General features: G+C 36.8%; 10 protein-coding genes. 6 read left to right on the top strand and 4 right to left on the bottom strand.

The window, feature by feature from the left end:
• Positions 1-273: 273 nt before the first annotated feature.
• The gene (locus tag QLQ96_RS20255; RefSeq protein WP_482492884.1) at positions 274-1170 is read right to left on the bottom strand and encodes a helix-turn-helix domain-containing protein; all 897 of its coding nucleotides are present in this window, start codon (positions 1168-1170) and stop codon (positions 274-276) included.
• A gap of 132 nt (positions 1171-1302) precedes the next feature.
• Between QLQ96_RS20255 and QLQ96_RS20250 the strand changes: the two genes are divergently transcribed.
• The 5 genes from QLQ96_RS20250 to QLQ96_RS20230 all read left to right on the top strand — a co-directional run bounded on the left by QLQ96_RS20250 (position 1303) and on the right by QLQ96_RS20230 (position 7723).
• Entirely contained in the window at positions 1303-2343 is a 1041-nt protein-coding gene (locus QLQ96_RS20250) for an efflux RND transporter periplasmic adaptor subunit (protein WP_482492883.1), read from the top strand.
• 11 nt (positions 2344-2354) lie between these two features.
• On the top strand, positions 2355-5447 hold the full coding sequence (locus tag QLQ96_RS20245; RefSeq protein WP_482492881.1) for an efflux RND transporter permease subunit: 3093 nt from the start codon (positions 2355-2357) through the stop codon (positions 5445-5447).
• Positions 5448-5463: 16 nt separating this feature from the next.
• Entirely contained in the window at positions 5464-6810 is a 1347-nt protein-coding gene (locus tag QLQ96_RS20240; protein WP_482492879.1) for a TolC family protein, read from the top strand.
• Positions 6811-6814: 4 nt separating this feature from the next.
• Entirely contained in the window at positions 6815-7060 is a 246-nt protein-coding gene (locus QLQ96_RS20235; protein ID WP_482492878.1) for a hypothetical protein, read from the top strand.
• A 315-nt stretch (positions 7061-7375) separates the two neighbouring features.
• Positions 7376-7723 carry a DDE-type integrase/transposase/recombinase gene (locus QLQ96_RS20230; RefSeq protein ID WP_482492876.1) on the top strand — a complete coding sequence of 116 codons (348 nt, stop codon included), beginning with the start codon at positions 7376-7378 and terminating at the stop codon, positions 7721-7723.
• A gap of 200 nt (positions 7724-7923) precedes the next feature.
• Here the strand turns inward: QLQ96_RS20230 and QLQ96_RS20225 are convergent, their stop codons facing one another.
• Positions 7924-9642 carry an FAD/NAD(P)-binding protein gene (locus QLQ96_RS20225; protein ID WP_482492875.1) on the bottom strand — a complete coding sequence of 573 codons (1719 nt, stop codon included), beginning with the start codon at positions 9640-9642 and terminating at the stop codon, positions 7924-7926.
• A 54-nt stretch (positions 9643-9696) separates the two neighbouring features.
• Positions 9697-9867, bottom strand: a complete 171-nt coding sequence (locus QLQ96_RS20220; protein WP_482496989.1) for a hypothetical protein — start codon at positions 9865-9867, stop codon at positions 9697-9699.
• A gap of 384 nt (positions 9868-10251) precedes the next feature.
• On the opposite strand from QLQ96_RS20220, the gene QLQ96_RS20215 reads away from it, so the two are divergent.
• Positions 10252-10866 (top strand): YciE/YciF ferroxidase family protein, encoded by a 615-nt coding sequence (locus QLQ96_RS20215; RefSeq protein WP_482492874.1) that lies wholly within the window; start codon positions 10252-10254, stop codon positions 10864-10866.
• A gap of 410 nt (positions 10867-11276) precedes the next feature.
• Here QLQ96_RS20215 and QLQ96_RS20210 read toward each other — a convergent pair whose 3' ends face one another.
• Positions 11277-12953, bottom strand: a complete 1677-nt coding sequence (locus QLQ96_RS20210; protein WP_482492873.1) for a tetratricopeptide repeat protein — start codon at positions 12951-12953, stop codon at positions 11277-11279.
• Positions 12954-13245: the final 292 nt, after the last annotated feature.

The raw sequence follows: 13245 nt of genomic DNA, 5'->3' as shown, positions 1-13245 counted from the left end.
TAGAAAATACATTTGAAATATTTTCTAAATGACCAGTTTTGCTATTTAATAATTAAATTTTTAATCTTTATAATCATGAAAAACTGCAGCAAATCCAAGACGCAGGAATTTTAAAATTTAATTGGATTTTTATTCGTTTTTTATTTAAAAGTATATTTGAATTAGTAAGCTTGTCACTACTTGAAAAACCTTGAAAGAGCTGTTGGCAAACAGCTCTTTTTTTTTGTTTAATAACCATAATCGATGGTTTTGCAATGGCTATTTGATATATTGCTACGGCAGGCCCCTGTATTGGATGGGAGTTTGGCCGGCTCTTTTTTTAAAGTAAGTTCCAAAAAAAGAAGGATTGGCAAAATTTAGCTCATCAGCAATCTGCGACACAGTAAGAGTTGAACTTTTCAACAGCGCTTTTGCGGCCATAATCACCATTTCGTCGATCAATTCCAGAACTGATTTTCCATTTACTTCCATTATTATTTTTGAAAAATATTTTGGTGTCAAGTGCAGTTTTTCAGCATAGAATTGAACACTTCTTTCTGTTTTGTAATGTTCATAAAGAAGGGCGGCAAACTTCATTTGAATTTCTTCTTTGCGGTTTTTATATTGTAGTGCAGAACTGTCATCTTTGGTTGAATACAGCTGTAAAATTTGATAGAGAAGCGCCGATAAAAAGCTTTTAATGATGTGCTCCCTGTACAAAACCTTTTTTTGATACTGATTCACTATCAGCTCATGAACTAATAGTAATTCTTTAAACTGCTGGGGATCTAATTGCCAGCATGCTTTATCCTCTACTATTTTAACAATATTTCCTACCGGCATTGGAAGCTTGATGTTTGAAATGAAGTCGAATGTAAATAGGAGGAACTCTATCCTTAGATTTTTACTCTGTTCGTTTATCTGAACAATACTCTGGGGCAGGATCAGCAGCAGTGTATTTTCAGCCACATCATATTCAATCAGATTTATACGGATTTTACCATTCCCTTTTTTACAAAATACCAAGGCTATACCCTCTACTATATTAGGATGATTGAAATCAATTGCATGTTCTTCCACCTTGGTTGAATTTCTTGAAATGATGAAACCCTCAATATCGGTCAGTACATCAACATGCAGCTGCTTTGCAAAATGGTCAATTGAAATTTTACTGTACAGGTCTCTTTTCATGAGTTCTTAAGCTTTTACAGGATAAAGATATAAAAAAGCGACATTTTGAACATCATTGACGATAATTTGATTTCTTCGGACTTATACTAATGGAGGATCTTTGCGGTATACTAAAACCTAATTAAAGAGAAAATGAACAAGTTAAAATTTATTCCGTTCAAGTTTTTAGGGATATTATCAATCCTCTCGATATTTTCCTGTACTTCAAAAGACAGCCAGAAACCTGAAACAGCAATCCCTGTAAGGATTCAGACCATTAGTTCAGATAATGACTCTTATGCGCAGGAATATATTGGAACTGTTGAAAGTGGTAAGACGGTAGATATCAGTTTTATCCTTCCCGGAACCATTGAACAGCTGTATGTTTCCGAGGGACAGAAAGTTGCAAAGGGACAGCTTCTTGCCAGACTTAATACGACAACTCAAAAAAATGCTCATGACTTATCTGTAGCTGCATTAAAACAGGCTCAGGATGCCTACAGACGGCTTTCCTCTATGTATGAGGATAAAAGCCTGCCGGAAGTTCAATTTGTAGATGTTAAAACCAAATTAGAACAGGCAAGGGCAGGTGAGGAAATTGCAAGGAAAAATCTGCAGCAGTGCACTATTTATGCTCCTCATGAAGGTATAGTGGGGAAAAAATTTTTAGAGACGGGTGCCAATGTGATGCCTGGCAGTCCAGTTTTTACCATTATCAATATTGAGAATGTCAAAATAAAGGCAGCAATACCTGAGGGTGAAATTTCAGATATGCATGAAGGAAGTAAAGCAAAGGTCATCATTTCTGCTCTCGGAGATGCAGTTTTTGAGGGAAAATTGATTGAGAAAGGCTTTACTGCTAATCCAGTTTCCCATACTTATGATATAAAACTGCTTGTAGAAAATCCTTCAGGGAGAATTGTTCCAGGAATGGTGTGCCGTACCTATCTGTGGGGCACTGCTTCAAAGAGCAGCATTGTTGTTCCTGTCACTGCGGTGCAGGTAGATTATTCAGGGAAAAGATTTGTTTGGCTTATGGCTAAAGATAATAAGGCGGTTTATAAGGAAGTAAAGCTGGGCGGTCTTTCCCAAAACGGGGTCAAAATAACCGATGGCCTTCAGCAGGGAGATCATTTAATTACCGCAGGATATCAAAATATCAGTGAGGGAACCATCGTAAAGGCTAATAATTAATTAAAAGTTCAATGGATAAAAATAATGGAATTATAGCCTCGGCAATTAAGTACAATAAGATTGTATTGCTGCTTATCTTAACGCTGGTCTTATTTGGGATGTTTGCCTTATATAGGATGCCAAAACAGGAGTTTCCTGTCTTTACCATACGCCAAGGTGTTGTAGTAGGGGTCTATCCCGGCGCAACGTCTGCTGAGGTTGAAGAGCAGCTTGCCAAACCCTTAGAGAATTTTCTTTTTACCTATAAAGAAGTAAAAAAGTCAAAAACCTACTCCCAGTCAAGAGATGGAATGGTGTACATTTTTGTGGAACTGAACGACGAAGTAGCCAATAAGGATGAAGTATGGTCCAAAATAAAACATGGTCTTTCCACTTTCAAAATGCAGTTGCCCTCAGGTGTTCTTGCCGTCATTGCTAATGATGATTTTGGTGATACATCTGCACTTTTAATTGCGTTGGAATCTGATACCAAAACCTACCGACAGCTTAAAGAATATCTTGAAGCTTTGGAAAATAAATTAAGATCTGTGGAATCTGTATCGAATCTAAGGCGTTATGGGGTTCAGAACGAGCAGTTGAGCATCTATGTGGACAAGGAAAAAGTGGCCAGCTACAGCATCAATCTCTACAGCCTTTACCAGACTCTTTTAACCAAGGGAATGATTGGTCCTTCTGGCGTGATTGATAATGACGAAATGGTGGTGCCCATTCATATCACAAGACCATTTTCCTCAGAACGTGATTTGGAAGAACAGATTATTTATTCTGACCCTCAGGGAAATCATATACGTCTGAAAGATGTGGCTGAAGTAGTGCGCGAATATCCTAAAGCATCTAGCTATACAGTAAGCAATGGCAAAAAGTGCCTTGTTCTTTCAACTGAAATGCGCCCTGGCTATAACATTGTGCAATACGGAAAAGATGTAGATAAGGTGTTGAAGGGGTTTGAGAAAACACTTCCCTCTGATGTGAAAATTTACCGAATAGCAGACCAGCCGCAGGTTGTAGATGCTTCTATCCATTCATTTTTAGAGGAATTGGCAATTGCAATTATAGCGGTGATACTGGTGACAGTTGTTTTTCTTCCCATTCGTGTTGCAGGTGTAGCGGCTTCAACCATTCCAATTACCATATTTATTTCCTTGGGAATCATGTTTGCCGTAGGAATTGAACTCAATACCGTAACCCTTGCGGCGCTTATTGTCGTGCTGGGAATGATTGTGGATAATTCCATAGTTATCGTTGACAGCTATCTGGAGAAGCTCGACGAAGGGATTGAAAGGAAAAAAGCGGCCATTGACAGCGCCCGTGAATATTTTAAGGCAATATTTTCTGCCACGCTTGCCATCGGAATAACGTTTTTTCCTTTTTTGATCACATTTACAGGAATGATGTATGATTTCCTAAGCGCCTTTCCATGCACTATATTAATCACCTTATCCATTTCTCTTGGTATTGCGGTTTTATTTGTTCCCTTTTTGCAATACTTTTTTATCAAAAAAGGAATACATTCTGCGCCGACAGGTAAAAAGCGCCATAAATCCTTTATGGATTATGTGCAGTCTTTTTATGATGCGGTGCTTAAAAAAGTTTTCCTGTTTCCGAAAATCACTTTTGGTATTGGTCTTATTTTCGTTGCAACGGGGGTTATAATGTTTGTTAATCTTCCTTTAAAAATACTTCCGACAGCAGAGAGGAATCAATTTGCGGTAGAAATATTCCTGCCTCAGGCAAGTGCGCTTGCCCAGACCGAAAAGGTTGCCAAAGACATGGCCCAAGTACTCTCAAAAGATAAGCGCATTGTGTCTATAACCACTTTTATGGGGACAGGTTCTCCAAGGTTTCATACTACTTATGCGCCAAAAATTGGAGGACCTAATTTCGCCCAGTTCATTGTAAATACAGTATCGAGTAAAGCGACAATCGAGCTCTTGGACGAATACGCTGAAAAATATGCCAGACGTTATCCAAATGCCTACATTAAATTTAAACAGCTGGATTATCAGGCTGGTGTAGATGCCGATATAGAGGTGCGTTTGAGCGGTGATAGCATTTCGGATTTAAAAGCAGTGGCAGCAAGACTGCAGGGTGAAATCAAAAAACTGGATGCGCCACAAAGGATATATACCAATTATGAGGAGATACTTCCTGATATTTCCATAAGTGTAGATCCTGTCGAATCCAATCGATTAGGGATCAATGAAGGGTTGCTGGGAATCGGTCTTACTTCAAGATTTGGAGGTCTTCCGATCACAACGGTCTGGGAAGGGGATTATAAAGTTCCTGTAATTCTTAAATCAAAATGGAAGGGCAAAGATCCTGAGGGCTCGGATGTTGAAAATGAATATGTTTCTGGTCTTTTTACGCCTGCCGTGCCCCTTAGACAGGTAGCCAAGGTGACAAACGGCTGGAATGAAGGACAGATCGTGCGCAGAAACGGAGTGCGTACCCTGTCGGTCTATATAGATCTAAAGAGGGGAAATAAAGCCAACATAACGCAATCTGAAGTTGAAGATATTGTGAATAATATGTCCAAAGAAATTGACAGCAGAAATATTTCGGTTTCTTATGGCGGGATTAAAGAAGATACCAGTGACCAGCTTCCAAAAATAGCGGCAGGACTTCTGATCTCTATAACTATTATTTTCTTTATACTGGTTTTTCATTTCAGGAAGGTAAGCCTTGCTTCGCTGGTATTCGCCTCGACATCATTTAGTTTCTTCGGAGCGGCATTCGGACTTTGGCTAATGGATATGGAATTCAGCATGACAGCAGTTCTGGGACTTGTGAGTCTGATAGGGATTATTGTCAGAAACGGTATTATTATGTATGATTACATTGAAGAACTTCGCCATCATGCCGATATGGGGGTGCTTGAGGCCTGCATGGAAGCTGGAAAAAGAAGGATGAGGCCTATATTGCTTACGTCACTTGCCGCCTCAATGGGGGTAATACCCATGATTATCAGCAAAAGCCCGCTCTGGGGACCTATGGGGACTGTAATATTTTTCGGGACTTTAATATCCATGGTATTTATCCTTACCATGCTACCACTGCTGTATTGGATGGCTTATAAAAATGAAAATTTAAGCGTAAAAGCTTAAAAAAAAGAGAAGAAAAATGAAAAACGTACAGATACTAGTACTAATCCTTGTAATGATGCATTCAGGATATGGTCAGACACAGCTTACAGTAGAGCAGATTAAAAGCATGGCTGTAAAAAATAATAGTAAAGTAAAAAACAGTACCCTTGAGCTTGAGGCAGCAAAGGAATCTAAGCAGGAGATGTTTACCAATTATTTTCCAAAAGTTACTGCATCCGCTATCGGGATGCAGGCTTTGGATCCTCTTTTGGAAATAAAAATGAAGGGGGGCAACCTGCCGGTATATGATGGCAATGCGGTCAACTTAGCCACCGCATCCCAATTTGCCTATATGCCCGATGTCAATATGGGGCTCTTCAATCAGGTTGGATTAGGTTATGTAAATGTCCTGCAGCCTGTTTATGCCGGCGGGAAGATTAAAACAGCAAACAAACTTACAAGTTTGAACGTAGAGGTAAAGGAGAGACAGAAGCATTTAACAGCTGATGAAATCATTCTTGCAGCGGAGCAGCAGTATTGGCAGGTTATAATTGTGCAGGAAAAACAAAAAACCCTAGAAGGGTATATTCAGTTTTTAGATACGCTTTATAGACAGGTCAATGTCGCTTTTAAAAGTGGCATGATCATTAAGAATGATCTTCTCAAAGTAACGATCAAACAGCATGAGCTTCAAGTAAGTAAAATACAGCTTGCAAACGCAAGAAAACTGGCCTTAATGCAGCTTTGCCAGACAATCGGAGCCGATTATAACCCTGAAATTATCTTAAGCAGTAGCCTGACCGATCTTTCGCAGCCTGCCAATTATTATGTTGAGCATAACACGGTGCTTGCCAGTCGCGCAGAATACCAGCTTTTTGAAAAAGCGACCCAGGCTTCAAAGTTGGAAACAAAACTTAAAAGAGCGGATTATATGCCTAGTCTTGGAGTCGGGGTTACGGCTTATTACATGGATCAGTTTGAAGGAAACCAGAGCGGTGCTAGTAATGGGATGGCTTATGCTTCCCTAAATGTTCCTATTTCTGACTGGTGGGGCGCAAAGCACAAATTAAACGAACTCAAATTAAGGGAATCCATAGCTAAAAACTCACTGGAAGACAGCAGAGGATTATTGCTGCTGCAAATGGAAAAGGCATGGACAGATGTAGTGGAATTAAATGAAAAAATACGTTTGATTCAGGCAACGCTTTTGCAGACAGAGGAAAATTTAGCGGTAAGCCAGAAAAGCTATAACAATGGCATGATTCAATTGTCTGATCTGCTCGAAGCGCAGGTTTTAAAAACAGAAACACAAGATAAGCTTATCGAAGCAAAAAGTCAGTACAAAACTGCAGTGGCAAAATATTTACAGGTTACCGCTCGATAGTATCATGAAAAGGAGTGCATATACCTATTTTTTCAAAGTAAAATTTAAAGACAGATATGATGAGTTCTGGCTCAGAGAAGATCTTGAAGCAATCAGTTCTGAGCTGGAATATGAATTTATTGAGAATTTGAAAATTATAAGAATTTTGCATACTATTTATGAGAATGAAATAACGATTATACTTGATTGTTACAATTTGGATTACGTTCGTTATTATGATCTGGAAGATCAAAACTGGAAGCGTTCATGATTTTTGGAGATTAAGCATGATAAAAAAATGGAAGACAAGAGAAATAAGCAAAGCAGCATATAGTGGTTCTGTTGCATCTGGGAATAACTTTTATCTTTAAAATTTTAAACCGATCAAGCGATGATCACTAAAGATCATTGTTGTACAAAATGCATTATTCTTCAGGCGGTAATTTCAAATTAAGATTCACACTTAGTTATAGCGATGTTGAAGAAATAATGAAAATTAGAGGGCGATTACGGATCATGCCACGATTCAGCGTTGGGTTTGTAAGTTTATACCTTTGATTGAGTCAGGGATGAAGAAGAGAAAAGGATGAGTGGGGTCAAGTTGGAGATGGATGAGACCTATATAAAAGTAAAAGGTATTTGGTGTTATTTATATCGAGCAGTAGATAAATTAGGCAATACAGTAGACTTTCTTTTGACCAGAAAAAGGAAGAGAACGAGCGCTCAGTCATTTCTAATTAAAGCAATTAGCAGTAACTACAGGCCAAGAGTAGTAAATATTGATAAAAGCGGTTCAAATACTGTTGCTATCAAAGTCTATAACAAGCGTTCGTTCTCAAAGATTAAAATCCGGCAGTGCAAATATCTCAACAGTATTGTAAAACAGGACCATCTATTTATAAAATGGAGGATACAAAAACGGATTAGGTTTTAAAAGTTTTGAATCGGCCAGACCAACCTTGAGTGGAATTGAAGTTGTGCATATGCTGAGCAAGAATCAGATGGTTAGACCAAGGATAACTATGTTTAAATCATTCTGCAAATTGGCTGCCTAAATTTTAATTACTTAAATTCTTATATTTGATTCTGACAGATGCGACAGAACCCTGCTAAGCAATAACAGGAGCATTTGCTTTACATGTCAAAAACCTCTTCCTTAAAAATATCTTCAACAATTCTCAGAGAAGCAGCTTCGCAGAAATCTAGGCCGGAATAATCAGGGTTAAATCCGCCAATGTAAGGCACAGCCATAATATAGATGTTTTCATTATAAGATCCGTACTGGTCAATGATCTGAAAGTTGTCATTAATCGCAATTCCAGAAACTTGGAGAGAATAACTTCCGTCTGCATTTTTTTCCACTCGCGTACTTCCGTTTTCTATAATTGTTTCTGCCGCCTCATTTGATTTAAATTTTAAAGTGGCGGGACTTACAGCTTTTTGAGAAAGTAATGTTTTAAAAGGGAAATCTTCATAGGATAAATGCGGCTGTCCCACACAATCTACGAAAGTGTTATAATATTCGGCTTTCTGATTTTGATTTTCATCGATATACTTATAAATAATACCGCCGCCATGCTGAGGTTCAACAGAACTATCCTGATTTACCGCTGTGATATCCAAAACACCGGCATGATGAAGAGCAAGAAGCTCGCTGCAGGATTTTTGCGGGACAAAAGCAATCACAATAGATATAAGAGGCATCAATACTTTTTGCAGACGCTGCATATCTTCGGCCGAAAGGTATTTCGCCGGATGATTCATAGCAAAACTTAAAACTGCCAGCATTTCTTTCCAGTAAATAGATTCCTGTCTTTTTATAGATTTTTCTGCCTGAATATATTCTGCCTTTAAAAGCTGGAAAGGATCCAAACGTTCTCTAAGTTCCATCATTTCCTCCACAAATTCCTCAATAGAAAGGTCTTTGATGCGGTTGTAAAAATCAGGATCCTTGGTGCGGAAAATTTCTGTGAAATTTCTTTTAAAAACAAAATCAAGTGAAAGGAATCCATTGTTTCCTTTGCGGTGCTCGTCTATCTCATCTCTAGTCAGCAGAGAATCGTGCGATAAATGAGAATCCTCTAAATGGAATCGAACAGCAGGAAGCATACCACTTCTGGAATGTATTACCATTTTAAAATCGGGGCAGTCTTTTGCTTTTTCAAAGCATAGTGTTCCGTCATCTTCTTTAATGAATTTACCGTTATATCGGGCTAAAGTTCGTATAGCATCAATTGCCGTAAGCGAAGATCCTCGTATAGCCACTGCATGATTTAATTTCAATTCCAGTTTCGAAGGCGGATAGGGAGCATCAAAATATCCCTTTACCTTTCCTTCATATTTTTTAGGCCAGCTGTGTCCTGTACAGATCACGGCATAATCAAATTCTGTTTGATCATTCTCTGTTGCAACACAAACTTTTCGGTTCTCTTTTTTGTAAATAATGTCGGTAACATTTGTCTCATAAAGAATTGTCGTAGTAATTCCTTTTATGGCTGCAATCTGCTGCAGAAGATCGAATTGTGAGGAAAGGTAGTGGCCAAATAAAATTCTCGGCAGTACTTTGTATTCATTAAAATTGCCTGAATTGATATCAAATCTTTCCAATAATTCGGCTGGAGCAGTTTTTATCCACTCTTCTACAGAACTGACGATGTCGGGTATTTCATTGTCAGACACATTTGTTACATGTTCACTATTGGAGCCTTCACCGCTGTAAGGCATTCCGGCGCCAAGCATGCTCTTTTTTTCATAGATAGTTACATCAAGCTCTGTACTCCCATATTCAACAAGCCTTTTATAGAGAAAGAGTCCGCTTGGGCCGCCACCTAAAATTGCTATCTTTTTTTTCATTTGATCCATCTCTTGATTTTTAATGAAAAGTAGTCCATATGACGAAAAAACGCCTTACAAAATTTTGTGATTTCGATCTATAATTTTACTGTTGGGATCAGAAATTATTTTTGCTTTTGATAAGTCTAAATCATCGAGCGAGCTTTCAGTAGAGGATTTTTTTACAACACTGAGTGTCCCGTTCAGTTCCATTATGACAGCTTTCACCTCACTTGTCTGATCAATTCCTGCAGCACGATTGCCGAGTAAATTTCTTCTGTTGTAGTGGTCTCATCTGCCAGATGGTATTCTGCCTTGGTACTAAAATATGGCAAGACCCGTGAGTACAGATCCAAGGGAGAGCAACAGAAAATAGGCGAACAATGCATAGCTTTCAATAAATGTTTTCATACGCTTTTGATTTAAAGTAAATTTCATCATTAAAACCGTTTGCGGCCTTACATAATTTATTGCTGTTTTTATAATTTTCCTCCTTTTTTATTTAAAAGTAAATACAAGTCAATTGTCTGTATATCAATATTTAAATACTGTAAGAATCATTTGAAAAGCTGTAAGATGCCAGCGGGAAGCAGGCTGTAAATTTGCCGTATTAACTTTAAAAAAACTCATATGAAAACTGCAATAAAAAAAACAGAAGACGCGAAAAGCAAAACCACATCTAAAGCTGCCAAGCCGACAGCATCCAAAACAGCTTCTAAAGGAACAGTAAAAGCAAAACCTTCTGCTGCAGAGGGATTGAGAGAGCTGTTTGTAGATTCGCTTAAAGATATTTATTGGGCGGAAAAAGCGCTGGTAAAAGCCCTGCCAAATATGGCCAAAAATGCAACATCTGAGAATCTGATCACGGCGATTAATGACCATCTTCAAGTCACCCAAAAGCAGGTTGCAAGACTTGAAGAAGTTTTCAAATCGGTAGGAGAGAAAGCAGCGGCTAAAAAATGCGACGCGATGGAAGGACTTATAAAAGAGGGCGAAAGCATTATGGAGGAAACCGAAGCAGGAGCAGTAAGAGATGCTGGGATCATTGCAGCATCGCAAAAAATTGAGCACTATGAAATTGCTACTTACGGAACACTGGCTGCCTTTGCAACAACTCTTGGAGAGGATGATGCGGTGCTGTTGCTGGAGAAAACCCTGGCAGAAGAAAAACAGGCCGATGTCACGCTCACAGAAGCGGCCTACAATACAATCAACTTCGACGCAAACGAAGAAGATCAAAATTAAATTCAAATTGCAATTTCCATAATTAAAATTATAGAAAACTGCAGTAAAACAAAAAGCCTGCGAATCTTTCGATTTGCAGGCTTTACCACGTTTTTATAGGTTTTTGAAAAGAATGAAAGAACTTTGGTTTTTGCTTCTTTTACCCATTTTGTTGGGTAATACAATTTGAAACGTAAGCTTCTTAGAGCCTTTTTTTTTGTTGGATTTCTTGTTTTCAAAATAGAATGTGCCACGGTTCTGCCACAAAACTAAAAATGTTAACAATTGAGAAAATAAGTAGCTCGACTGCCGAACCCTTTTTGTCAAAAAAATATCCACTTCACCCCTTGGCTGGATTAAAAAAGAAGAGATACAAACCATTGGCTAAATGATGCAGTTTATCAAAAGATTACAATGATATACTTCTTCTCTTACTTCAAATCTATAATTTCAAACAATAAATCATATTTATCGCCTAGTTTTTTCTTCAATCGCTGTTTGCTTTTTTTGATGGCATCAATTGTTACGCCCAATAAATTTGACATTTCGTAGTTATTAAAATCTAATTTCTGTAGCATTATTATTTTAAGATTAGATTCTTTTAATTCCGGAAAATTATCAATTATAGTGTTGTAAAAATCACCATGCTGTTTGATGAATTCTCTTTTAAATGCACCCCAATTTTTATCTGTCATAAGATGAGAGCTCAATATTTCCTGAAGTTTGTCTTTTTCATTTTCCAGATCTATCGAATTAGAGTTTTTAATTTCTTCCAGTTCATTTTCTAAAATGGATATCTTTTTGTTTTTATTTTTAAGGTACTCTGAATAAGTATGGATATCAGAATTAGCATCCTTAAGCATCTTTTCAAAAAGTAGTCGGTCATCTTCAAGTTTTATTCTTTTTGCTTTTAATTTTTTGTTTAAAGAACTGTACGTGATAAAACTTAATACAATAGTTAAGAGTAAAATGATAATATAGAGATTCTTCGTTCTTTCTCCTTGTAGTAATTGCAATCGGATGTTTTTAGTATCATTTTCATATTTCTTTTTCTGAATAAGCCAATACGATCTTTGCAATACAGTATTACCGTTTGTCTTCAGTAAATATTCCTCAATTACTTTCAGCTGACGTCTTAGTAACAATTCTTTTTCAGGATTTTTGCCGTTTAAAACAAGAAGTTTTAATTCGATTACTTCTTTTAATGAACTTCTGTAATACGATTTTGAAGTTGCAATTTTCCCGGCTCTTGCCAGAATTTTTTCAACTTTAGCGGTTTCATTCAGTTTTAAAAGAATTCTTGCCAATAATATAGAAGCATACATTTCATTCTTATCAATTTGAAACTTTTGAGAATAAGAAATGTCTTGTTTTAAAAAACCGACAGCATCTTTTAGTTTTCCTTTTTTTTCATAAACGAGTGCCTTATCCCCTAAGATCTTTGCATATCGGATACTGTCACCTATTTTTAATGCGATGGTTTCAGATTGATTAAAATACCGCATTGCATTTCCCAAATCTTTATTTCTAAGATAACAGTTGCCAATGGCATTTAAAATACCGGCAGATTCTGAAGAAGACTTCTCCATGTAATGCATTGCTTTTTTATAAAAGCTAATAGCAGAATTATCTTCTACAGTAGACATAATCCAGCCAAAGAATTTAAAAGTTTCTTCGGGTAAAATCATTTCTGAGGGATTAACCTGATTACTTTCTTCCATTGTTTTGAGTACAATTGGAATGAGTTTATCAATCTGACAATAATAATACAAGTATTGCGAATAATTTAGTTGGGTCCAAATGATGAGTGCGGGATCATTTAGCTTTTTCGCTTCTTCTATTGATTTTAGAAAATAATGTTCACTTCTGTTATTGATTCTGTCAAAGAAAACAGAAAAACCATTTGCCAGCAGTGCATGATTTAAAATATGTAATTTTTTATTGGATGATTGATGTAAATAAGAAAGACGTTTTTTTAGTGCTATAGTATCTTTTTTGGTATTATTTTCTTTAAGAATTATCGATTCAATATTTTTAATCAAATCATTAGAAGGAGGATATAGTTCCTGAGAGTGTAATTTTGTAAAAAAAACAAAGGTGGTTAACACAAAAAATAGTGTGTTTTTTTTTGTACAGGAAATCATTTTGGAAAAAGTGGCTTGTTTGATTGACAAAACTATGAAAATAAATGCTTTACTGAAAAATAAATGAACAGAAATCTTCATTCTTTTAAAACATTATCCTGAAATTTTTCATCTTGAAATTCTGAAAATAAAAGTTCGTTTCTTCTATTTAAAAGCGTCTTTAGTACTAAAGAGAAATATGGCAAAAAAGCAAATTAATTGCTATAGTTACAATATATTAAAAGTGAAATTTCTTATGAATTTAGCTTAGTTTAAG

The sequence above is a fragment of the Flavobacterium sp. B167r genome (genome assembly GCF_056824315.1).
The sequence above is the reverse complement of the archived record's forward strand: the minus strand, read 5'-3'. Positions and strand labels throughout refer to the sequence as shown.

Bases quoted from the DNA above. Each gene is read 5' to 3' on its own strand.
- QLQ96_RS20250 (WP_482492883.1), top strand. From the start codon at position 1,303: ATGAACAAGTTAAAATTTATTCCGTTCAAGTTTTTAGGGATATTATCA.
- QLQ96_RS20255 (WP_482492884.1), bottom strand. From the start codon at position 1,170: ATGAAAAGAGACCTGTACAGTAAAATTTCAATTGACCATTTTGCAAAG.
- QLQ96_RS20225 (WP_482492875.1), bottom strand. From the start codon at position 9,642: ATGAAAAAAAAGATAGCAATTTTAGGTGGCGGCCCAAGCGGACTCTTT.
- QLQ96_RS20245 (WP_482492881.1), top strand. From the start codon at position 2,355: ATGGATAAAAATAATGGAATTATAGCCTCGGCAATTAAGTACAATAAG.
- QLQ96_RS20230 (WP_482492876.1), top strand. From the start codon at position 7,376: ATGAGTGGGGTCAAGTTGGAGATGGATGAGACCTATATAAAAGTAAAA.
- QLQ96_RS20215 (WP_482492874.1), top strand. From the start codon at position 10,252: ATGAAAACTGCAATAAAAAAAACAGAAGACGCGAAAAGCAAAACCACA.
- QLQ96_RS20235 (WP_482492878.1), top strand. From the start codon at position 6,815: ATGAAAAGGAGTGCATATACCTATTTTTTCAAAGTAAAATTTAAAGAC.
- QLQ96_RS20240 (WP_482492879.1), top strand. From the start codon at position 5,464: ATGAAAAACGTACAGATACTAGTACTAATCCTTGTAATGATGCATTCA.